The sequence below is a fragment of the Pseudomonas sp. LBUM1678 genome, from assembly GCF_059695575.1.
Map to the genome: position 1 here is coordinate 6,276,126 of NZ_CP166775.1, position 23,358 is coordinate 6,299,483.

A 23,358-nucleotide genomic window follows, 5' to 3' on the forward strand; every position below is an offset into this window, starting at 1 on the left:
CGCTAGCAGGCTAGCTCCCACAGTGATTCGGGTGAGCACAGGATTTGTGAACAACCCAAAACCCTGTGGGTGCTAGCCTGCTAGCGATGGCGACCTAAAGAACGACGGTTCTATTGGCGTTCAAAAACACTCGTCTTTCAATGTGATAACCAACCGCCCGCGCCAGGGTCAGCCCTTCGATATCCCGCCCCTTGGCGATCAGGTCTTCCGGGTAATGACTGTGGTCCACGACCTCTACGCCTTGGGCGATGATCGGTCCTTCGTCCAGGTCGTTGTTGATGTAGTGCGCCGTGGCGCCGACCAGTTTCACGCCCTTGTTGTAGGCCTGGTGATAAGGCTTGGCGCCCTTGAAACCCGGCAGCAGGGAGTGATGGATGTTGATCGCCTTGCCGTCGAGTTTGCGGCACAGCTCGGGCGACAGGACTTGCATGTAACGGGCAAGAATCACCAGTTCGGCGCCGGACTCCTCGATCACCCGCAACACCTGACGCTCCTGGGACGGCTTGTCGTTCGGGTCCAGCGGGAAGTGGTAATACGGAATCTGGTGCCAGTCGGCCAACGGTTTCAGGTCCGGGTGGTTGGAGACCACGGCGGCCACGTCCATCGACAATTGGCCGATGCGCTGGCGGTAGAGCAAGTCGTTGAGGCAGTGATCGGCCTTGGAGACCATGATCACCACTTTTGGCCGGTAGTTCGGCTCAGTCAGTTCGAAGATCATTCCGAAGGCTTGGCCACGCTCTTCCAGGCCTGCGCGGAAGGCTTGTTCGTCGAAGCCGTCGGGCTGACGGAATTCCACCCGAATGAAGAAACGGCCCGAGAGCCGATCATCGAAGGAATGGTGCTCGGTGACGTAGCAGCCCTGCTCGAACAGAAAGCGGGTCACCGCGTCCACGGTGCCGAGGACGCTTGGGCAGTCGGCGGTCAGAATCCATGTGTCTGGGGCGCGGCTCATAGTGCGGTGACTCCTGTTCGAAAATACCTACGCGACTGCGAAGACCTGTGGCGAGGGAGCTTGCTCCCGCTGGGTTGCGAAGCGACCCCAAAATCAGCAACCGCGTTTCTTCAGGAGAAACGCGGACTCAGGTTTTACGACTGCTTCGCAGCCGAGCGGGAGCAAGCTCCCTCGCCACAAAAGCAGTCCTGACTACAGCACCGTGTTACGCCTGAACGCTAAGCCCGTACTCGGCCGCCGCATCCTGCAACCACAACCACCAGTAATCCGAGAAGCTGCGACGGATCAGCAGTTCCCAGGTGTCTTCGGCGGTATGGCGGATCACCAGTTGCGACTTCGCAAACACAGTACCCACAGCCTTGCCCACCGGGAAGCTATTTGGGTGCACGTCGTAGCTTGTGGACTTCATCAGCACCTGGCGCACGTTCGGACCGCTCAGTTCGAGGAGCTGCTGGCCGCCGCTGACGTTGGTGATTGCGATGTGCAGATCGCCCAGCGCTTCACGCAGCTTTTGTTCGGCGGCGAATTCTTCACCGGTCGGCACGATCAGCAGCCATTCATCCGGCCCCATCCATTGCAGGCTGGTTTCGCCTTTGACGACGACGGTCAGCGCCGCCGGCAGTTCGATACCGAGGGCTTTGTGCACGCCAGCGGCGAACGCAGCATCGTGGCCATCGCCACGGATGGTGAGGTGGCCGAGGAGTTTTTTCTCACGCACGATCACGCCGGCGCTTTTGCGGCCCTTGCCCACCAGGCTTGGCAGGCCTGCGTGATGCAGCGACGACTCGGCCTTGGCGCCGGTGGTTGGGCGTTGTTGATAAACATTGGCTGCGGTCATAAAGCACCTGTTCCTGAATTCTGTTGGTTCCTGTGGTGGCTGCACTGCCGTCATCGCTAGCAGGCTAGCTCCCACATTCGACCGCGTTCCCCTGTGGGAGCGAGCCTGCTCGCGATAGCGGTAGCAGACTCTCCACAGGACCCGAGGCCCTTAAACGTTCTGGCGATCACCTTTCGGATCGAAGAACACCGAAGAAACGATTTCCGCCTCGATCACGCTGCCATCCGCCAGCGGTGCGAACACACGCTCACCGATGCGCTTCAAACCGCCCTTCACCACGCCCATGGCAAACGAATAGCCGAGGGAGTTGTGCAGGTAGCTGGAGGTGACGTGACCGACCATGGTCATCGGAATCGTCTGCTTGGTGTTGAACACCAGTTGCGCACCTTCCGGCAGCCATTTGGTCGGATCGATCGGCTTCAGGCCCACCAGCTGTTTGCGCTGGTCACGCACGCAGTCTTCACGGTTCATGCCTCGCTGGCCGATCCACGAGAACGGTTTGGTGCGACCGACACACCAGCCCATGTTCAGGTCGTCCGGGGTCATCGAGCCGTCGGTGTCCTGACCGACGATGATGAAGCCCTTCTCGGCCCGCAGAATGTGCATGGTTTCAGTGCCATACGGGGTCAGGTTGTATTGCTTGCCGGCCTCGACGATTTTCTCGAGCACACCCATCGCATAGTCGGCCTGCACGTTGACTTCGTACGACAGCTCACCGGTAAACGAAATCCGGAATACCCGCGCCGGCACACCGCCGACCAGACCTTCTTTCCAGGTCATGAACGGGAAGGCTTCGTTGCTCAGGTCGATGTCGGTGACTTCGCTGAGCAGCTTGCGGCTGTTCGGCCCGGACAGGGTCATGGTTGCCCAGTGATCCGTCACGGACGTGAAGTACACCTTCAGTTCTGGCCATTCGGTCTGGGAGTAGATTTCCAGCCATTGCAGCACGCGTGCCGCGCCGCCCGTGGTGGTGGTCATCACGAAGTGGTTGTCGGCGAGACAGGCGGTTACGCCATCGTCGAAGACCATGCCGTCTTCTTTACACATCAGGCCGTAACGGGCCTTGCCCACGTCGAGCTTGGTCCAGGCGTTAGTGTAGATGCGGTTGAGGAACTCACGCGCATCCGGGCCCTGGATGTCGATCTTGCCGAGCGTCGATGCGTCCAGCAGGCCCACGCTGTCGCGCACGGCTTTGCATTCGCGTTTGACGGCGGTGTGAATGTCTTCACCGTTTTTCGGGAAGTACCAAGGACGCTTCCACTGACCGACGTCTTCAAACTCGGCACCATTCTTTACGTGCCAGTGATGCAGCGCAGTGTGACGCACAGGTTCGAAGATGTGCCCACAGTGACGGCCGGCCACGGCGCCGAAGGTGACCGGCGTGTAGTTCGGACGGAACATCGTGGTGCCCATTTGCGGGATGGTCACGTTAAGCGAACGGGCGGCAATGGCCAGGCCGTTGACGTTGCCGAGCTTGCCCTGGTCGGTGCCGAAGCCCAGTGCGGTGTAGCGTTTGACGTGTTCAACCGACTCGAAGCCTTCGCGGGTCGCCAGTTCGATGCCGGCCGCAGTGACGTCGTTCTGCAGATCGACGAATTGCTTCGGTCCGCGTGTCGTGCCTTTTTCGTGCGGCACCTGAAACAGCGCCAAGGTTGGCTCTTCGAGACGGCTCAGGGCTTTCGGCAACGTGCCTTCGACCACACTGAAACCGGCTTCGCTGGCTGCGCGAGCGCCGCCTTCAAAACCATCGGCCAACGAATCGCCGAGGCCATAGACGCCGTTGATGCCACCGACGCACACGCGTTTCTGCGGTGCTTCGCCCGGTACGAAACCGAGGATGTCTTCACGCCAGATCGGCTTGCCGCCCAAATGCGAAGCCAGGTGAACCACCGGGCTGTAACCGCCGGAAGTGGCGACCAGGTCGCAATCCAGCCACTCGCCAGGGCTGGTCACAGCGTGTGCCTTGACATCGATCGCGGCCACGCGAGCGGCGGTCACGTGCTTGCTGCCACGGGCCTCGATCACGGCGCTGCCGGTCAGGATACGAATGCCTTTGGCGCGTGCTTCTTCAACCAGCGCACCGCGCGGATTGCTGCGTGCATCGGCGATGGCCACGACCTGCAGGCTGGCGTCGAGCCAATCCAGCGCGACGCGGTAGGCGTGGTCATTGTTGGTCGACAGCACCAGTTTTTTGCCCGGTGCCACGCCATAACGACGAACGTAAGTCGACACAGCGCCGGCGAGCATGTTGCCCGGCACGTCGTTGTTGCCGTAAACCAGTGGACGCTCGTGAGCGCCGGTCGCCAGCACCACACGCTTGGCGCGAACCCGGTGGATGCGCTGACGCACCTGGCCAATCGGTGCGCGGTCGCCGAGGTGATCGGTCAGGCGTTCGTGAATGGTCAGGAAGTTATGGTCGTGGTAACCGTTGACCGTGGCGCGCGGCAACAGCAGCACGTCCGGGGTGTCCTTCAGTTCGGCGATGACGCTGGCGACCCACTCGGTAGCCGGCTTGCCGTCGAGGCTTTCGCGGGAGTCGAGCAGGCTGCCGCCGAACTCTTCCTGCTCATCGGCGAGGATCACGCGGGCACCGCTGCGAGCTGCTGCCAGTGCGGCGGCCAGGCCAGCAGGGCCACCGCCGACGATCAGCACGTCGCAGTGCTGGTTCATGTAGTCGTAGGTGTCCGGATCGTTCTCGGTCGGCGAACGGCCAAGACCTGCTGCCTTACGAATGTACTTCTCGTAAGTCATCCAGAACGATTGCGGGTACATGAAGGTTTTGTAGTAGAAGCCCGGCGGCATCAGCTTGCCGCCGACCTTGCCGAGAATCCCCATCATGTCGTTGTTCACGCTCGGCCAGCCGTTGGTGCTGGTGGCGACCAAACCTTGATACAGCGCTTGTTGTGTGGCGCGCACGTTCGGGATTTGCGTGGCTTCGGTCGCGCCGATCTGCAGCACGGCGTTCGGCTCTTCGGCGCCCGCAGCATAGATGCCGCGCGGACGGGAATATTTGAAGCTGCGACCGATGATGTCGACGCCGTTGGCCAGCAAGGCCGCGGCCAGAGAATCGCCTTCAAAGCCTTTGTAGACCTGGCCGTTGAAGGTGAAGCTCAGCACTTTGTTGCGGTCGATCCGTCCGCCGTTGGACAGGCGATTGATCTGGCTCATACCTTCTCTCCCAGAGCCGTCGTGGCCGCTTTCGGGCTATCGGTCTTGTCGGTGAACTGCGGCTTGGCGCCGATCTTGTAGGTCTCGAGAATCTCGTAGGTCACGGTGTCGCGGGTGGCGTTGAAGTACTGACGGCAACCGGCGACGTGATCCCACAGCTCGTGGTGCAGACCGCGAGGGTTATCGCGGAAGAACATGTAGTCGCCCCACTCCTCGTCGGTGCAGGTCGTCGGATCCAGTGGACGCGGGATATGCGCCTGGCCGGATGCGTGGAATTCCTCTTCGGAGCGCAGCTCGCCGCAGTGAGGACAGAAGATATGCAACATGGGGATTTCTCCTGTTAGTGGGCAACCGCAGCAGCGCCGTGTTCATCGATCAACGCACCGTTGTGGAAACGGTCGATGGAGAAAGGTGCAGCCAATGGGTGCATTTCACCCTTGGCCAGACTCGCGGCAAACACGTTGCCCGAGCCAGGTGTTGCCTTGAAGCCACCGGTGCCCCAACCGCAGTTGAAGAACATGTTCGGGACCGGGGTTTTCGAAATGATCGGGCAGGCATCCGGCGTGGTGTCGACGATGCCGCCCCACTGCCGGTTCATGCGTACGCGGGACAACACCGGGAACATCTCGACGATGGCCTGGATGGTGTGTTCGATCACCGGGTACGAACCACGCTGGCCGTAGCCGTTGTAGCCGTCGATACCGGCACCGATCACCAGGTCGCCCTTGTCGGACTGGCTGATGTAACCGTGTACGGCGTTGGACATGATCACGCTGTCGATAATCGGCTTGATCGGCTCGGACACCAGCGCTTGCAGCGGGTGGGATTCGATCGGCAGACGGAAACCGGCGAGTTTGGCCATGTGCCCGGAGTTACCGGCGGTCACGACACCGACGCGTTTGGCGCCGATAAAACCCTTGTTGGTTTCAACGCCGATGCACACGCCGTTTTCCTTGCGGAAACCGATCACTTCGGTCTGTTGAATCAAATCTACGCCCAGTGCGTCAGCGGCACGGGCAAAGCCCCACGCCACGGCATCGTGACGGGCCACGCCGCCGCGACGCTGGACGGTTGCGCCCATCACCGGGTAGCGGGTGTTCTTCGAGCAGTCGAGGTACGGAATCTCGTCGGCTACCTGTTTGGCATCGAGCAGTTCGCCGTCCACGCCGTTGAGGCGGTTGGCGCTGACCCGACGCTCGGAATCACGAATGTCTTGCAGGGTGTGGCACAGGTTGTAAACGCCGCGCTGGGAGAACATCACGTTGTAGTTCAGGTCCTGGGACAGGCCTTCCCACAATTTCATCGCGTGTTCATACAGGTGCGCCGACTCGTCCCACAGGTAGTTGGAGCGAACGATGGTGGTGTTGCGCGCGGTGTTACCGCCGCCCAGCCAGCCTTTCTCGACCACGGCCACGTTGGTGATGCCGTGTTCCTTGGCCAGGTAATAGGCGGTCGCCAGACCATGCCCGCCACCGCCGACGATGACCACGTCATAGACCTTTTTAGGGGTCGGCGTGCGCCACATTTTCTGCCAGTTTTCGTGATGGCTGAGGGAGTGTTTGAAGAGGCCGAAGCCTGAGTAGCGTTGCATAGTCATTTACTCCAAAACCGCGCTCAGCGATAAACCGGGAAGTCCGCGCACAGTGCCGACACTTGCTGCGCGACATTGGCCTCGACATCGGCGTCGCCGAGGTTGTCGAGGATGTCGCAGATCCAGCCGGCCAGCGTGACGCACTGGGTAACCTTGAAGCCGCGAGTGGTCACCGCCGGGGTGCCGATGCGCAGGCCGGAGGTCACGAACGGCGACTGTGGATCGTTCGGGACAGCGTTCTTGTTCACGGTGATGTGCGAGCGACCGAGTGCTGCATCCGCCTCTTTGCCGGTGAGGCCCTGACGGATCAGGCTGACCAGGAACAGGTGGTTATCGGTGCCGCCGGACACTACATCGTAGCCGCGTTTGATAAACACGCCGGCCATGGCCTGGGCGTTGTCGATCACTTGTTGTTGGTAAGCCTTGAAACCAGGCTCCAGCGCTTCCTTGAAGCACACGGCCTTACCGGCGATCACGTGCATCAGCGGGCCGCCCTGGGCACCCGGGAAGACTGCCGAGTTGAGCTTCTTCTCGATTTCTTCGTTGGACTTGCACAGGATCAGGCCGCCACGCGGACCGCGCAGGGTCTTGTGGGTGGTGGTGGTGACCACATCGGCGTACGGCAGCGGGTTCGGGTACAGGCCGGCAGCGACCAGACCGGCCACGTGGGCCATGTCGACGAACAGCAACGCACCGACCTTGTCGGCGATCTGACGGAAGCGCGGAAAGTCGAGGGTCTTGGAGTAAGCCGAGAAGCCGGCAACGATCATCTTCGGCTTGCACTCGACGGCCAGGCGCTCGACTTCGTCGTAGTCGATCAGCCCGGTTTTGGTGTCAATGCCGTACTGCACGGCGTTGTACAGCTTGCCCGAGGACGACACCTTGGCACCGTGGGTCAGGTGACCACCGTGGGCCAGGCTCATGCCGAGAATGGTGTCGCCGGCTTGCAGCAGGGCCAGGTACACGGCGCTGTTGGCCGAGGAACCGGAGTGCGGTTGGACGTTGGCGTAATCAGCACCGAACAGCTGCTTGGCGCGTTCGATGGCCAGCGCTTCAACTTTATCGACGTGCTCGCAGCCACCGTAGTAGCGCTTGCCCGGATAGCCTTCGGCGTATTTGTTGGTCAGGCCGCTGCCTTGCGCTTCCATGACGCGTTTGCTGGTGTAGTTCTCTGACGCGATCAGCTCGATGTGATCTTCCTGGCGTTGCTCCTCGGCATTCATCGCCGCCAGCAGTGCATCGTCGTAACCCTGGATCTGGTCTTGCTTGCTGAACATCGCGTCTCTCCCAGCGGCATCTATGCGCCATTCGTCTCGGTAAGGCACCGGTGTTTCGACAGTGCCCTTTGATGCGATGGTATGACCGGCGCAGACAGGTCAAATGCCTACGGACGCCACGCAAAGGTGCGTTTACGACATGGCGGGAAATGGCATGCCGAACACACTCCTTAAATCAGCGAAGACCCCCTGTGGGAGCGAGCCTGCTCGCGATAGCGTTGGGTCAGGCAACCTCAATGCCGGCTGGGACTGCCTCATCGCTAGCAGGCTAGCTCCCACAGGGGTCAGGCGATTGTCTGTCGCACTGCGAGCAGTAGTAGAAAATGCAGCGGATACAAGGCATACGCCCAACGGCGCATCGGTGGTGGCTTGAGAGACCGGGCATGTCGCAACAAGACCACTCCCAGCAATGGCGCAATCAGACAAGTGGCGATCCCAAGGATGGCTGCACTGTTACCGAGTCGAGCCGAGTAAAACAGCACTTCCCATTGATTCGCCGCCAGGCACACCAACCCCGGCAACAGGCTGTAATACCAGGGCCGCTTGATCACCAGCAACATCGCCAGCGGCAGCAGCACGCCGAAGAAACCAAACATCAGCCACTCCGGAAACAGTGCCGCCAACACCAGGGCGCCGACCGCGAGCAGTCGCGATTGCAGCGCCTTGTCCTGCCAGCCACGCGCCACCAACAACCCCAGCGCCAACGTAGGCATCACGTTCAAAGTGTCGGGATCTGGAATGTACATCCGGTAGGGGATTTCGCTGATGGCGCTGAACAACAGCAGCCAAACCAGGTATCGCCACTGGCCGTCGGTCGACACCGTCCGGGTGCGCGACAAGTTGGCGGCCATCGCCAAGCAGAACCACGGAAACGCCATCCGCCCTGGCACATACAGCAGATCGACGGAATAACCGACATATCGCAGGTGATCGAGCACCATGCTCAATAGCGCCAGCCACTTGAGCAGATCCAGTGCCCCATCCCTTTGCGTCATGTGCATAATTGCCCGTCGTCTTTGTATTGTTCTGTCAGACGCATCCCGTGTGCTCCCCGGATGATCTTCGGTAAAGTGCGCACCATCATTGACCACGAGACGCTTCACCATAAGCGTCCCGACCACGGAAAGCAGGGCCATGACCGATAAGAGCCAACAATTCGCCAGCGACAACTATTCCGGTATCTGCCCTGAAGCCTGGGCGGCCATGGAACAGGCCAACCACGGCCACCAGCGCGCTTACGGCGACGATGAATGGACCGCTCGCGCGTCCGATGATTTCCGCAAACTGTTCGAAACCGACTGCGAAGTGTTCTTCGCCTTCAACGGCACCGCGGCCAACTCGCTGGCCCTGTCGTCGCTGTGCCAGAGTTACCACAGCGTGATCTGCTCGGAAACCGCCCACGTCGAAACCGACGAATGCGGCGCGCCGGAATTCTTCTCCAACGGCTCCAAGCTGCTGATTGCCCGCACCGAAAACGGCAAGCTGACCCCGGAATCGATCCGCGAAGTCGCCCTCAAGCGCCAGGACATCCACTACCCGAAACCCCGCGTCGTGACCCTGACCCAGGCCACCGAAGTCGGCAGCGTCTACACCCCGGAAGAAATCCGCGCCATCAGCGCCACCTGCAAAGAGTTGGGCCTGAACCTGCACATGGACGGCGCGCGCTTCTCCAACGCCTGCGCATTCCTCGGCTGCTCGCCAGCCGACCTGACCTGGAAAGCCGGCGTCGACGTGCTGTGCTTCGGCGGCACGAAAAACGGCATGGCGGTGGGTGAGGCGATTCTGTTCTTCAACCACAAACTGGCCGAAGACTTCGACTACCGCTGCAAACAGGCCGGGCAGCTCGCGTCAAAGATGCGCTTCCTCTCCGCACCGTGGGTCGGGATCCTGGAAAACGACGCCTGGCTCAAATACGCCCGCCACGCCAACCACTGCGCGCAGCTGCTGGCTGAACTGGTGAGCGACATTCCAGGCGTAGAGCTGATGTTCCCGGTGCAGGCCAACGGCGTGTTCCTGCAACTCTCGGAACCAGCCATCGCCGCACTGACCGCCAAAGGCTGGCGCTTCTACACCTTCATCGGCAACGGCGGCGCACGCTTCATGTGCTCGTGGGACACCGAAGAAGAACGCGTCCGTGAATTGGCGGCGGATATCCGCGAAGTCATGTCCCACTAGCCGCAACCCGATCCCCTGTGGCGAGGGAGCTTGCTCCCGCTCGGCTGCGCAGCAGTCGTAAAACCAGCCAATGCGGTCTGCCTGACAGACCGCATCCTCAGTATTTTGGGCCGCTTCGCAGCCCAGCGGGAGCAAGCTCCCTCGCCACAAAAGCTCCCTCGCCACTCATCACAGCGTCTTGGTCTACATTGTCTTGCGAGCCGCTCTATCCGCTCAGATAACAATAATCAGGAGCGTACGCATGTCATTACAAGGCAAAACCCTGTTCATCACCGGCGCCAGCCGTGGGATTGGTCGTGAGATCGCGCTGCGGGCCGCGCGGGACGGGGCCAATATTGTAATTGCCGCCAAAAGCGCCGAGCCCCATCCCAAATTGCCGGGGACGATTTTCAGCGTGGCGCAGGAAGTTGAAACGGCGGGCGGCAAGGCGCTGGCTTTGCAGGTGGATGTGCGCGATGAAGTTGCGGTGCGTGAAGCACTGGCCCAGGCCAACGAACATTTCGGCGGTATCGATGCGCTGATCAACAATGCCGGGGCGATCAAGTTGATCGGGGTGCAACACATCGAGCTCAAACGCTTCGACCTGATGCACCAGATCAACACCCGCGCCGTGTTGCTGTGCAGCCAGGCGGCGCTGCCTTACTTGAAGAAGAGCAGCGGCCACATCCTCAACCTGTCGCCGCCGCTGAATCTGGCGACCCAGTGGTTCGCCCAGTACAGCCCTTACACCGTGACCAAATACGGCATGAGCATGCTGACGGTGGGCATGAGCGAGGAATTCAAGAACTACGGCATCAGCGTCAACTCGCTGTGGCCGCAGACGATGATTGCGACCGCCGCCATCGAGTTTCAGCTGGGTTCACGGGAGTCCTTCAAGCATGCGCGCACGCCTGCAATCATGGCGGATGCCGCCCACGTCATTCTGGACAGCAGCGGTCGCAGCATTTCGGGGCGATTGCTGATTGATGAGGAAATTCTGCGGGAGCATGGCGTGACCGAATTCGATCATTACCGCTTCGAGCCCGGCAGCAACGACAAGCTGATGCCGGATCTGTTTATCGATTGAAATACCAACCCTTGTGGGAGCGAGCCTGCTCGCGATGAGGCCGGAACATTCAACATTGATATTGACTGATCCACCGCTATCGCGAGCAGGCTCGCTCCCACAGGTTCAAAACTCGATGCGCACGTCCCCCTTCGGCACGCTGCAGCACGACAGGATGTAGCCCTCGGCTTCGTCTTCCTCGGTAATCCCGCCGTTGTGTTCCATCTCGACCTCGCCCCCCAGCTTCATCACCTTGCACGTCCCACAAATCCCCATCCCGCAAGCCTTCGGAATCAATAGACCCAACTTGGCCGCCGCCGCATGCACGGTTTCACCTGGGGCTACGCGAATACTCTTGCCGGACGAGATAAATTCGACTTGATGCAGGTCCGCCAGATCGACTTCCGGCGCGTCGGCAGCAATTTCGGCCTGTTCCACCGCATCCGCACGGGCTTCCGGCGGCGTGGCACCGAACGATTCCTCGTGATAACGCGACATGTCGAAGCCGACCGCTTCGAGCATGCGCTTGACCGCGTTCATGTACGGCGTCGGGCCGCAGCAGAACACTTCGCGCTCCATGAAGTCCGGCGTCATCAGTTCGAGCATTTTGTGGTTCAGGTAGCCGCGATAACCGGCCCACGGCTCGCCCAGGCCATGCTTTTCGCAGATCAGGTGCAGGCTGAAGTTTTCGATCCGCGACGCCATGTGTTCCAGCTCGCGGTGGTAAATGATGTCTTTGGGCGAGCGGGCGCTGTGGATGAACACCATGTCGACGTTGCCGTTGGTGTCGTAGAACCAGCGGGCCATCGACATGACCGGCGTAATGCCGACGCCGCCGCTGAGGTACAGCACCTTCGGCGCGGTGAAGTCCATGGCGTTGAACAACCCGACCGGCCCGTGCACGGCCAGCTCCTGACCTTCATGCAGGGTGTCGTGCAGCCAGTTCGACACCTTGCCGCCCGGCACACGCTTGATCGTTACCGAAAAGCTGTATGGCACCGATGGCGAGCTGGAAATGGTGTAGGAGCGCATGATCGGCACGCCTTCGATTTCCAGCTCCAGGGTGACGAATTGCCCAGGCTTGAAGAAGAACAGGATCGGCTGGTCGGCCATGAAGCAGAAGGTGCGCACATCCCAGGTTTCCTGGATGACTTTGACGCAACGGACGATGTGTCTACCGTTGGCCCAGGTCTGGGTGGTTACCGGATTCAGGAAGCTGTTGGACATGCTGTTCTCCACCGCCGATGGTCGGCCTTATGTTGGCGATTCTGCGTATAGCGCGAGCCACCCATTTACCTATCTGCGACATTCACATACTTATCGCGACCAGCCCCCAACTACCGGGGGTTGCGCGTCGGGAACAGATTGGGCCATGTCGCCCATGGATAAGGTTCTGGCCAGCGCGGGCCCCACACTCGCTCCATACCAATACATATTCCTTACACCTTGCGTAGTAACCCTGATTAGCCACTTTCGCCGGCCTCACAGAAAGGCCTTGAGGATCACATCGATGGACGTCACCGCAAAAATCAGCCTGGGCGATCCGCTGGAACCCGCACGCAAGGCCACCGCGCAGATGCTGCAAGAGCGCGAGCGTACTTTCTCGCTGCCGCAGCCGTTTTACTCTGACGAGCGGCTGTTTGATATCGACATGCAGGAAATCTTCCAGAAAGAGTGGTTGATCGCCGGCATGGCCTGCGAAATCCCGACCAAGGGCAACTACCTGACCCTGCAAGTCGGCAAGAATCCGATCATCGTGATTCGTGGCGCCGAAGGCGTGATCCATGCGTTCCACAACGTCTGCCGTCACCGCGGTTCGCGTCTGTGCACCAGTGAAAAAGGCAAGGTTGCCAAGCTGGTTTGCCATTACCACCAGTGGACCTACGAACTGGACGGTCGCCTGCTGTTCGCCGGCACCGAAATGGGCGCCGACTTCGACATGAAGGAGTACGGCCTCAAACCGGTGAACGTGAAGACCGCCGGCGGCTACATCTTCATCAGCCTGTCGGAGAACCCGCCGGCCATTGATGACTTCCTGTCGACGCTGAACCATTACATGGAACCGTACGACATGGAGAACACCAAGGTGGCGATCACCACCACCTTGATGGAAAAGGCCAACTGGAAACTGGTGCTGGAAAACAACCGCGAGTGCTATCACTGCAACGCGTCGCACCCGGAACTGTTGAAAACCCTGCTGGAATGGGACGACGTCACCGACCCGCGCGCCGACCAGGCCTTCAAGGACCACGTCGCCGCCTCCGCCGCTTCCTGGGAAGCCGAAAAGATTCCTTACGCCCACGCCAGTTTCGGCCTGCGTAACCGCATCGTGCGCATGCCGCTGCTCAAGGGCACCGTGTCGATGACCATCGACGGCAAACAGGGCTGCGCCAAACTCATGGGCCGCATCAAGAACCCGGACCTGGGCTCGATGCGCATCCTGCACCTGCCGCACTCGTGGAACCACTGCATGGGCGACCACATCATCGTGTTCACGGTGTGGCCGATCAGCGCTCAGGAAACCATGGTCACCACCAAGTGGATCGTGCACAAAGACGCGGTTGAAGGTGTGGACTACGACGTGGACCGTATGCGTCAGGTCTGGGATGCGACCAACGATCAGGACCGTCGCCTGGCCGAAGAGAACCAGCGCGGCATCAACTCCACGGCTTACCAGCCAGGGCCTTACTCCAAGACCTATGAATTTGGCGTGGTGAACTTTGTGGACTGGTACAGCGAGCGGTTGCTGAGCAACCTGGGCGCGGAACCTGCGCCGTACCTCAAAGGCGTGCCGGTTCAGGGCTGACCGATCCGCTGAGACAAAAACCGCGAACATGTTTCGCGGTTTTTTATTGTGCAAATTTCGATCAAGTGCTTTAGAAGTGCCGCTGGCATGGGGCTGTAGCGATTCGCAAACAAGTTATCCACACCTCCACCCACAGCTAATGGGGACAAGTGTGGATTTGCTCGAAACTTTCTCTTCATAAAGTGAATAAAAACCGTGACTTATCCAGAAGCTGGGTTTTGAACAACGATTGGTTGTTTTTTGATCTACAGCTTGTAAGGCACGTTCTACGTGGCTTGCAGCGGATGGCGAACACCTTATCCACAGAAGCGCCAACAGACTTTGGGGGCAACTTTGACGAATCTGTGGAAAACCCTCGAAAACCGCGAAAAATCAGGGTTTGCGAGCGGTTTACCACCCAAAACCGTTGATTTGATCGTTTTTTAACCACCCACCGGATAAGCCCGGTTTATATAGCCTGTAGAGGACAGCGAACATCTTATCCACAGATGCGCTAACAGAGATTGGGGGCAAGTATTGGCACGCGCGAAAAGTTATCCTCTGGAAAAAGCTCGAAAAAACCGTTAGTTAGCCTGGTTGTTTTTTGTACGAAGGGTTGCAGGGCTTGGTTTGTATGGGGTATAGCGAGGGGTGAACATGTTATCCACAGAAGCGCTAACAGGGATTGTGGGTAAAGCTGATCAGAGCCTGTTGAAACACGACCGGCCAGAGTCGATGTCCAGATTGAGCTCATATTCATCGAATGCGCGCCACCCGAACAGAATCGAAGGCACGTACCGCCCCGCCAACAACGACGGCGGAATCGTAAAGCTCGGGTAGTGTTTATAGGTGACCGGCGCGGTATGACCTGACAGATTCAACTCGCCCTGGAAGGTTTGGGAGTGGGGCCTGGCGGCGACGTGAACGGGTGAGCTGCCCGGTAACGCGGACGTCAGGTAATCAACGTTGCCGGTATCGATAATCCCCAGGGTTGCCCGACGATCAAGCCGCGCGGCAACGGTCAATCGTTGATTGATGTCCATGCGCGTGTACGTAATTGGCGAATCGCATCGGGCGGGAGGCTGGGCGTTAAGCTCCAAGGTTTTTTTCGTGACTTTCAGGCGCCCCAACTTACTGATCAGGTCCAGCCCCAACAAGTTGTCCCGGTCGCTGACAAACACCAGCACATTCCTGAACTCACTCGCGCCGATCTTTAACGACTTGAGGATCCCGAGTTTGGCCGACAGGTCGCGCTCACCATAAAACGTGCTGTAGCCATAATGGGAGTCGGTCAACAACTTGATCCCCATCCGCTTCGCCGTCGCGGAGTTGACCCGGGTTTGAGGGGCGCCCGTGTCCAGAATGAAGCGTGACGAGAAACCATTGGCCGCTTTGACATTGATGTAGGGCAGCACCTCGTCAATCACGTAATCGTCACTGACGTAGGGATAAATCGCGAGTACTTCAGGATGCTTCGTTCTCTCCACGGAAAAATCAGCGACCTTGCGCAAAGTCGCGATCGATTGGCTGCCGAACATGGAAAACAACACCTTGAGTTCAGGGTCGTTCGCGATTGCCCGGGCATGACGACGCTTGACCGCCAGATAGTAGTCGGGAAGCTGGTTGGCAGCTTTGGTCTCGAATATTCGGGCGAACACGGACACTGAACAGTTGAGGTTTTCATCAGCAGCAAGCACCTTGTCGCACTGCTGCTGCATCTGCGCCAGAGAGGCTTTTCGTCCCGGTTCCGACGCCAGCCATTGGTAAAAGTCAGGTTCTGTGCTGGTCTCAGCCGATGAAAACGTCGACACCACCAGCAGCACCATCACGGCACAGATCAGACATGTCTCACGGCGACTGACCGCGTTCATGGTCAACCCATTGTTGAACACAAGTTTTATGAATTAGCGCTGCTGCCGCGTTGGGCAACTCATAGTGAAATGTAGCTCACTAGGGCCGATACATCAGGTACGCCTCCCCCGTGACCCGAATCATCGGATGCGGCGTGATCTGGCAGGTGTCGACGATTCGAAAGCCATGGCGCTCGTAAAACCGGCGAGCGCCGGTGTTGGCGGCGTAGTCGATCAGGCTCAAGCCATTGAGCCCAAGCTGGCTGGCACGGTCGTAAGCGTACGCGAGGAATTGCTTGCCCAGGCCCAGGTTTCGCCAGCCCTCATGCAGCGCCAGGCTGGAAATGTAGAGGGTGTCGGGGATTTCCATCTTCGCGTAGGGCGCCAGGACCGGATCGGTCGTCGGCTCTGCCAGGGGATCGTGACGCATCACGTAGCTGTGCAGCATGCCAATGACGTTGCCATCGGACTCGGCAATCAGGCAGTTCTGGTAGGAAAAATCCACGTCGTCACGGGCGTAACGAATGGCGCCTACGTCCAGCAGATCCTGACCGGGCTGCGCCAGCTGGCTCCAGATGTAATCGGCAGCACCCTCCGATGTGATTTGAAACAGACGCGCAATCTCACGCGCATCCGCGCGCACTGCCGAACGAAATTCAACTGCCATTGTTTCCCCATAAATGTCGGTCAAACCAGCCCCTGTAGGAGCGAGCCTGCTCGCGATAGCGGTGGGTCAGTCGACTCATGGCAGCTGACAGATAGCATTCGCGAGCAGGCTCACTCCTACATTGGTTCTGCGCTGATTTTCGGTTAGCGGACGACGCCTTCTTCGATCAGTAACTTGAGAATGGCATCGGCACCCGCCTGCGCAGTCACGCCTTTGAGCACTTGCCCACCCCCGCCACTGGCCTTGGCCGTTGCCGCTTTCATCCGGTCCGCGCCGCTCTTGGCCTTGATTACCTTCAAGCGTTTAGGCCGTGGCTTCGCCGGTTGCAACGTGGCGACGGCCAGCAATTCATCGTCGATCACTTCGACTTCATCGGCCTGCAGCACCCCGCGCCGCGCCGGGCCATAAGCGCTCTGCCGAGGCTTGGGTGCCGCGTTATCCACAGTGGCAAGAAACGGTAGCCGAACCTTCAAACGCCGACGCTGGCCACGGGGCAAGGCTTGCAGCACCAGCGCCGAACTGCCATCGATGGATTCCACCTGAGCCAGCCCGACCACCAGCGGCCAGCCGAGGCTTTCCGCCAGCAGGAACGGCAACATGCCCGAGCCTTCACCGGTTTCCGCCTGGCTGCCGGTCAGCACCACCCGTGCTCCGGCGTCACGCAAATACGCGGTCAACGCCGGCAATGCGTCGGCACCTTCGGGTTGTTCCAGCACATGCAACTGCTTCAGGCCCATGCCCAGATACGCGCGCAGCGCCGGTTCCGCGACGTCGCCTGCATGCAGCACTTGCAGGTTATCCCCAGCCAGTTGCAGACCCAGTTCCACCGCCCGCGCATCCTGCTCCGCGCGACGTGGCCGGCCGGAGGTCGGGTGGGCGCCGATGGACACCAGGCTGATGATTTTCGTGCTCATAACCCTTTCCTTTCCTTAAGCCGCATCGCGCTTGGCTTCGTTGCGGTAAGCCTCTACCGCCGCGATCAAGGCTTGAAGAATCTCGGCGCTCTCGCCGATCACCGACAGGTCGGCCCGTTTGATCATGTCGCAACCCGGATCGAGGTTGATCGCCACCACCTTGTCGCAGGCACCGATGCCTTGCAGGTGCTGGATCGCCCCGGAAATCCCAACCGCCACGTAGACCCGCGCGGTGACCCAGGTGCCGGACGCGCCGACCTGGCGGTCGCGGGCCATGAAGCCGTCGTCCACGGCCACCCGGGACGCGCCTTCGGTGGCGCCCAGGGCTTCGGCGGTCCTGTGGAAAAGTCCCCAGTCCTTGACCCCGTTGCCGCCGGAGAAGATGAACTCGGCTTCGGCCATCGGAATTGCCGCCGGATCCACCGCCACTGCGCCCAAATCCTCGATGCGCGACAGGCTGCGCGCCACCGCTGTGGATAACTCCACCGGCAAGGCTTCGTGACGGGTTTCGCTGACCGGTTCGGCGCACTCGACGGCGGCCAGAATCAGGCGTGCAACCGGACGTGCAAGGTCTTGTAACCCGGCGCCGGCGCGGCCGATGCATTCCTGATCCTTGACCTGCCAGACCCGCGTGGCCGGGCGTTCGCCCAGTGCGGCGGCAAAGCGCCGACCGAGTTCACCGCCGCCGCTGCGGCTATCGGGCAGCAGCCAATGACGCGGGTTGAACTGGTTATCCACAGCCCGCAGGCCCTGGACTCGTTGTTCCGGTGCATAACCGCTGAATTCGTCGCCTTCCAGCACCAGCAAGCGATCGACGCCAGCGGTGGCGAAGGCGTTTTCCTTGTGTTCGCCGAAGACCACGGCCAATACCGCACCGTCCTTGCCGGCCAATTGATGCGCCAGGCCAAGCAAGTCGCGGTCGTGGCTGCTCAAGCGACCGCCGACCATGTCCGGCACCACGCTGATGTAGAACGCAGGTGCAGGCACTTGATGCAGCGGCAATTGCACTTCAACCGCGGCCGAGCGTTTGGTTGCCCCGCCCTGCTGAGCGCCGCTGCGGTCGATGCGTTTGATACCGTTGGGACCGATAAAACCGATGCCATGGGGATTCTTGCGGATGACGCCGTTAGGCCCCATCCAGCTGTGTTGCGCCGGTTGCATGGCCGCGTGCAGCGGGTGCAGGCGGTTACGGGCGATCCATTCGGCGCGGGGGTCACGGCGGATAATGTCGCTCATTAGTGGGCCTCCGCAGGTTCACGTTGGGCCGGGGTGGTTGGCTTGCTTGGGGCTGCGTCTTCGAGCAACGCGTCGGCCACCAGTTCGGCGATGTCCTTGATCAGCGGCCGGGGTTCAACCACGCCTTCGAGCATCGCGGTGCATTGTGGACAACCCACGGCCACCAGTTCGGCGCCGGTTTCGCGGATGTCTTCCATGCGCATGTCAGGGATCCGCTGCTTGCCCGGAATGTCGGTGATCGGCGCACCGCCACCACCGCCGCAGCAGCGCGAACGGAAACCGGAGCGTTGCATCTCTTTCACTTCGATGCCGAGGGCACGCAGCACTTCACGCGGCGCCTCGTACTCGCCGTTGTAGCGGCCGAGGTAGCACGGGTCGTGATAGGTCACGCTGCTGCCTTTGTGCTGGCCAAGGTTCAGGGCGCCAGCGCCGATGATTTCGGCCATGTAAGTGCTGTGGTGCTGCACGAGGTAGTGGCCGTCGAAGGCGCCGTATTCGTTTTTCAGCACGTGGAAGCTGTGTGGGTCGCAGGTGACGATACGGTTGAAGCTGTATTTGGCCAGGGTCTGGATGTTGCGTTTGGCCAACAACTGGAAGGTTGCTTCGTCGCCCAGACGTCGGGCCACGTCACCGCTGTCACGCTCTTCAAGGCCCAGCACCGCGAAGTCGACCTTGGCCGCTTTCAGCACCTTGACGAAGGCGCGCAAGGTGCGCTGGTTGCGCATGTCGAAGGCACCGTCGCCAACCCAGAACAGCACGTCGACGGATTTCTTGTCGCTGAGCAGGTTGAGGTTCAAGTCCGCCGCCCAGTTCATCCGCCCGCCTGGAGCGAAGCCGCCCGGGTTGTCGGTGGCGATCAGGTTTTCCAGGACTTCGGCGCCCTTGTTCGGGGTCGCGCCTTTTTCCAGGGTCAGATGGCGGCGCATGTCGACGATGGCATCGACGTGCTCGATCATCATCGGGCACTCCTCGACGCAGGCGCGGCAGGTGGTGCAGGACCACAAGGTTTCGGCGTCGACCAGACCGTTGACGATCGGTTGATGCGGGTTGCCGGCGTGTTCGCCGATGGCTTTGCCCGGATAAGGGCTGCCGGCGAACTTGGCATCGGTGCCACCGGCCAGGCCGACCACCATGTCCTGAATCAGCTTTTTCGGGTTCAGCGGTTGGCCGGCGGCGAATGCCGGGCACGCGGCTTCGCACTTACCGCACTGCACGCAGGCGTCGAAGCCGAGCAGTTGGTTCCAGGTGAAATCCTTGGGTTTTTCCACGCCCAGTGGCGCGGTTGGATCGTTCAGGTCCAGCGGTTTCAAACCGGTGGAACGACCGCCGCCAAAACGTTCGGCGCGACGGTGCCAGGCCAGGTGCAGGGCACCGGCGAAGGCATGTTTCATCGGCCCGCCCCAAGTCATGCCGAAGAACAATTCCGAGACGCCCCACAGCACACCGACGAAGAGGATCGCTGCCACCACCCAACCGCCGAAGTTTTCCGGGAGGATGCCGGCGACCGGCAGGGTCAACAGGAAAAAGCTCGCCGAAAACGCCAACAGGCTTTTCGGCAGGCGCATCCAAGGCCCTTTGGACAGGCGAGCGGGTGGATTGCGACGACGCAGAAACATGAAAATCGCACCGACGAACATCACCGCCGAGGCAATCAACAGGGCAACACCGAGAATGCGATTGTGCAGGCCGAAACCGTGAACCAGTATCGCCAGCACCATCGACGCCACCGCACCACCGGCCGTGGCGACGTGGGTGTTGGCAATGTATTTGTCCCGCGCGACGACGTGGTGCAAATCGACCATGTAGCGCTTGGGCATGGCGAACAGGCCGCCGATCAGGTCGACTTTCGAAGCCCGGCCTCGACGCCACATAGCCACCCGCCGCAACGCGCCGAGGACAGCGAGGCCCAGAGCTGCGAACAACAGGATTGGAAGAAGGGTGTTCAACATGGTGGAGCTCCCAAAGACCTCGGGGTCATGTGCGCGCCGATGAGAGCGACGCACCTACTTGTGGCGAGGGAGCTTGCTCCCGCTGGAGTGCGAAGCGCTCCCAAAACAGTCGCAGGTGCTTATCTGATGCACCTCGACTGCAGATTTTGGGGCCGCTGCGCAGCCCAGCGGGAGCAAGCTCCCTCGCCACAGGTGATGGTGTTGATGCCGTTAGAAATCCTTGCACAACCGCAACGCGTCGTAGATCGCGGCGTGTGTATTACGCTGCGCCACGCAGTCGCCGATGCGGAACAGCAAGTAGCCGTCGCCCGCCTGGCTCAGCGAAGGCTGCGGCTTGATCGCGAACAAAGCTTCGATGTCCATCTGGCCTTTGTTGCGCGAGCCTTCCTTCAGGGCGTAGTAGATTTCTTCGTCCGGACGCACGCCGTTTTCGACGACCACCTGGTCCACCACCCGCTCCTCTTTGGCGCCGGTGTATTCGTTTTCCAGCACCGCCACCAGCTTGTCGCCTTCGCGGTAGACCTTCTCCAGCATCATGTCGCCGGTCATGATCACTTCTTTCGGGTACATGCTGCGGTAGTACGTCGGGAACGAGGTGCCGCCAATCGCTACGCCCGGCTTGATATCGTCAGTGACGATCTCGACCTGACTGCCCTTGTCGGCGAGGAAGTCGGCGGTGGACATCCCGGTGAACTCGCAAATGGTGTCGTAGACCAGCACGTTCTTGCCCGGCGCAACCTTGCCATCGAGGATGTCCCAGCTGCTGACCACCAGGCCTTCAGCCGCGCCCCAGTGTTCGTTCTGCTCCAGGAATGGATGGCCGCCGACGGCGAGTACCACCACGTCTGGACGCAGGTCGAGAATGGTCGCCGCATCCGCCGCCACGCCCAAACGCAGATCGACTTTCAGACGCGCCAGTTCCAGCTGGAACCAGCGAGTGATACCGGCAATCTGGTCCCGTTGCGGAGCTTTCGAGGCGGTGGTGATCTGCCCGCCGATGAATTCTTTCTTCTCGAACAGGGTCACGTCGTGGCCACGCTCGGCGGACACGCGAGCGGCTTCCATCCCGGCAGGGCCGGCACCGACCACCACAACCTTGCGCTTCACACCGGTCGACTTCTCGATAATGTGCGGCACGCCCATGTATTCACGGGAAGTAGCGGCGTTCTGGATGCACAACACGTCCAGGCCCTGGTATTGACGGTCGATGCAGTAGTTGGCGCCGACGCATTGTTTGATCTGGTCAACCTGGCCCATTTTGATCTTGGCGATCAGGTGCGGGTCGGCGATGTGGGCGCGTGTCATGCCGACCATGTCCACGTAACCGCCTTCCAGAATACGGGTCGCCTGGTTCGGGTCCTTGATGTTCTGCGCGTGCAGCACCGGGGCCTTCACCACTTCCTTGATACCGGCCGCCAAGTGCAGGAACGGCTCCGGTGGATAACTCATGTTCGGGATAACGTTGGCCAGGGTGTTGTGGGTGTCGCAACCCGAGCCGACCACGCCGATGAAGTCGATCATGCCGGTGTCGTCGTAGTACTTGGCGATCTGCTTCATGTCCTCGTGGGACAAGCCGTCCGGGTGGAATTCGTCACCGCACAGACGGATGCCGACGCAGAAATCCGGGCCGACTTCAGCCCTTACAGCCTTGATCACTTCCAGGCCGAAACGCATGCGGTTTTCGAAGCTGCCGCCCCATTCGTCGGTACGTTTGTTGACTCGCGGGCTCCAGAACTGGTCGATCATGTGCTGGTGCACCGCCGACAATTCCACGCCGTCCAGGCCTCCGGCCTTGGCCCGTGCCGCAGCGCTGGCGTAGTTGCCGATCACCCGCCAGATTTCTTCCGGCTCGATGGTTTTGCAGGTCGCACGGTGCACCGGTTCACGGATACCCGACGGCGACAGCAGGGTTGGCCAGTGCTCGCCGTCCCAACGCGAGCGACGACCCATGTGGGTAATCTGGATCATGATCTTGGCGCCATGCTTGTGCATGGCATCGGCCAGGTTCTGGAAGTGCGGAATGATCCGGTCGTCGGCCAGGTTGACCGACTTCCACCAGCCTTGCGGGCTGTCGATGGCCACGCTGGAGGAACCGCCGCAAATCGCCAGGCCGATCCCGCCCTTGGCTTTCTCTTCGTAATACTTGACGTACCGGTCGGTGGTCATGCCGCCGTCGGTCGCGTAGACCTCGGCGTGCGCGGTGCTGAGCACGCGGTTACGGATGGTCAGTTTGCCGATCTGGATCGGCTGGAACATTGCTTCGAAAGCCATGGCGGGTTCCTCGACTTACAACGGCTTGACGGTGAACAAACCGTCGTCGTGGCCTTCTTCGGAGCCACCGTAAACCTGTTCGGCAACGGTGCGGATCTTGCTGCCGCGAGCTTGCAGAATCTGGTCCATGGCACCAGCAAACCAACCGGTGAACATGTAGTCGACCTTGCGCCCGACCTTGCCGTACACGTAGACGAACGCCGAGTGTTCGAGCTTGACGCTGGCGGTGCCTTTGTCGAGGTCGATGTCCTGGATCTTGAACAGGCCCCAGCCACGTTGCGACAGGCGCTTCATGTAGTGCTCGAACACCGCGACCCCTTCCAGGCCGTGGCATTCAGCTTCTTTTTCACACCAGTGCCAGGCGGACTTGTAGCCGGCCTTGTAGAGGATTTCGGCGTAGGCTTCAGCGCCCAAAACCTCTTCGATGCCCATGTGGTTGTTGACGAAGAAGTGACGCGGTACGTACAGCATCGGCAGGGCGTCGGAGGTCCAGACACCGGTTTCGCTGTCGACTTCGATTGGCAATTGCGGGGCGATCTTGGCCATGGTTAAAACTCCGGAATTCATTATGTTGAGGCGATAGGTGGCCGTAGCAGCTGTCGAGCCTGCGAGCCTGCGAGGCTGCGTTGGGCTGCGAAGC

Annotated in this window: 18 protein-coding genes; 3 read left to right on the forward strand and 15 right to left on the reverse strand. The window is 60.5% G+C overall.

All coding sequences use genetic code 11. The annotated features are described in order from the left end of the window. Nucleotides 1–94: 94 nt before the first annotated feature. The 7 genes from purU to ACA070_RS28660 form a co-directional block, all read right to left on the reverse strand. Nucleotides 95–952 carry a formyltetrahydrofolate deformylase gene (purU, locus tag ACA070_RS28630; protein ID WP_497449231.1) on the reverse strand — a complete coding sequence of 286 codons (858 nt, stop codon included), beginning with the start codon at nucleotides 950–952 and terminating at the stop codon, nucleotides 95–97. A gap of 205 nt (nucleotides 953–1,157) precedes the next feature. Beyond that, entirely contained in the window at nucleotides 1,158–1,790 is a 633-nt protein-coding gene (locus ACA070_RS28635; RefSeq protein ID WP_497449232.1) for a sarcosine oxidase subunit gamma, read from the reverse strand. A 150-nt stretch (nucleotides 1,791–1,940) separates the two neighbouring features. Then, nucleotides 1,941–4,958 (reverse strand): sarcosine oxidase subunit alpha, encoded by a 3,018-nt coding sequence (locus ACA070_RS28640; RefSeq protein ID WP_497449233.1) that lies wholly within the window; start codon nucleotides 4,956–4,958, stop codon nucleotides 1,941–1,943. Next, a complete protein-coding gene (locus tag ACA070_RS28645; RefSeq protein ID WP_131060659.1) occupies nucleotides 4,955–5,284 on the reverse strand; it encodes a sarcosine oxidase subunit delta in 330 nt (109 codons plus the stop codon). Before ACA070_RS28645 ends, ACA070_RS28640 begins: the two co-directional genes overlap by 4 nt. A gap of 14 nt (nucleotides 5,285–5,298) precedes the next feature. Continuing rightward, on the reverse strand, nucleotides 5,299–6,549 hold the full coding sequence (locus tag ACA070_RS28650) for a sarcosine oxidase subunit beta (RefSeq protein WP_007947735.1): 1,251 nt from the start codon (nucleotides 6,547–6,549) through the stop codon (nucleotides 5,299–5,301). A 23-nt stretch (nucleotides 6,550–6,572) separates the two neighbouring features. Continuing rightward, complete coding sequence (glyA, locus tag ACA070_RS28655) at nucleotides 6,573–7,826, reverse strand: serine hydroxymethyltransferase (RefSeq protein ID WP_497449234.1); 1,254 nt, start codon at nucleotides 7,824–7,826, stop codon at nucleotides 6,573–6,575. Nucleotides 7,827–8,110: 284 nt separating this feature from the next. Next, nucleotides 8,111–8,827 carry a TraX family protein gene (locus ACA070_RS28660; protein ID WP_497449235.1) on the reverse strand — a complete coding sequence of 239 codons (717 nt, stop codon included), beginning with the start codon at nucleotides 8,825–8,827 and terminating at the stop codon, nucleotides 8,111–8,113. Between the two features lie 133 nt (nucleotides 8,828–8,960). Here ACA070_RS28660 and ACA070_RS28665 point away from each other — a divergent pair, with 133 nt between their 5' ends. Both ACA070_RS28665 and ACA070_RS28670 read left to right on the forward strand, forming a co-directional pair. Continuing rightward, complete coding sequence (locus ACA070_RS28665; protein WP_010467030.1) at nucleotides 8,961–10,001, forward strand: threonine aldolase family protein; 1,041 nt, start codon at nucleotides 8,961–8,963, stop codon at nucleotides 9,999–10,001. 241 nt (nucleotides 10,002–10,242) lie between these two features. After that, nucleotides 10,243–11,067, forward strand: a complete 825-nt coding sequence (locus ACA070_RS28670; protein ID WP_497449236.1) for an SDR family oxidoreductase — start codon at nucleotides 10,243–10,245, stop codon at nucleotides 11,065–11,067. Between the two features lie 105 nt (nucleotides 11,068–11,172). Here the strand turns inward: ACA070_RS28670 and gbcB are convergent, their stop codons facing one another. Next, nucleotides 11,173–12,273 carry a glycine betaine monooxygenase reductase subunit gene (gene gbcB / locus ACA070_RS28675; RefSeq protein ID WP_497449237.1) on the reverse strand — a complete coding sequence of 367 codons (1,101 nt, stop codon included), beginning with the start codon at nucleotides 12,271–12,273 and terminating at the stop codon, nucleotides 11,173–11,175. A 283-nt stretch (nucleotides 12,274–12,556) separates the two neighbouring features. Here gbcB and gbca point away from each other — a divergent pair, with 283 nt between their 5' ends. Then, a complete protein-coding gene (gene gbca / locus ACA070_RS28680) occupies nucleotides 12,557–13,852 on the forward strand; it encodes a glycine betaine monooxygenase oxygenase subunit (protein ID WP_497449238.1) in 1,296 nt (431 codons plus the stop codon). Nucleotides 13,853–14,532: 680 nt separating this feature from the next. Here gbca and ACA070_RS28685 read toward each other — a convergent pair. The 7 genes from ACA070_RS28685 to ACA070_RS28715 form a co-directional block, all read right to left on the reverse strand. Continuing rightward, a complete protein-coding gene (locus ACA070_RS28685) occupies nucleotides 14,533–15,657 on the reverse strand; it encodes a retropepsin-like aspartic protease (protein ID WP_497452037.1) in 1,125 nt (374 codons plus the stop codon). A gap of 124 nt (nucleotides 15,658–15,781) precedes the next feature. Beyond that, entirely contained in the window at nucleotides 15,782–16,348 is a 567-nt protein-coding gene (locus tag ACA070_RS28690; protein WP_497449239.1) for a GNAT family N-acetyltransferase, read from the reverse strand. 143 nt (nucleotides 16,349–16,491) lie between these two features. Next, a complete protein-coding gene (gene etfB / locus ACA070_RS28695; RefSeq protein ID WP_497449240.1) occupies nucleotides 16,492–17,262 on the reverse strand; it encodes an electron transfer flavoprotein subunit beta in 771 nt (256 codons plus the stop codon). Between the two features lie 15 nt (nucleotides 17,263–17,277). Continuing rightward, nucleotides 17,278–18,498: an electron transfer flavoprotein subunit alpha gene (gene etfA / locus ACA070_RS28700; protein WP_497449241.1), complete on the reverse strand. Its 1,221-nt coding sequence runs from the start codon at nucleotides 18,496–18,498 to the stop codon at nucleotides 17,278–17,280. Next, nucleotides 18,498–20,447: a dimethylglycine demethylation protein DgcB gene (dgcB, locus tag ACA070_RS28705; protein WP_497449242.1), complete on the reverse strand. Its 1,950-nt coding sequence runs from the start codon at nucleotides 20,445–20,447 to the stop codon at nucleotides 18,498–18,500. The genes etfA and dgcB overlap by 1 nt, the downstream gene beginning before the upstream one ends. 210 nt (nucleotides 20,448–20,657) lie before the next feature. Then, nucleotides 20,658–22,718: a dimethylglycine demethylation protein DgcA gene (gene dgcA / locus ACA070_RS28710; protein WP_046052432.1), complete on the reverse strand. Its 2,061-nt coding sequence runs from the start codon at nucleotides 22,716–22,718 to the stop codon at nucleotides 20,658–20,660. A 15-nt stretch (nucleotides 22,719–22,733) separates the two neighbouring features. Continuing rightward, nucleotides 22,734–23,264: a DUF5943 domain-containing protein gene (locus tag ACA070_RS28715; protein ID WP_007947752.1), complete on the reverse strand. Its 531-nt coding sequence runs from the start codon at nucleotides 23,262–23,264 to the stop codon at nucleotides 22,734–22,736. Between the last annotated feature and the right edge of the window lie 94 nt (nucleotides 23,265–23,358).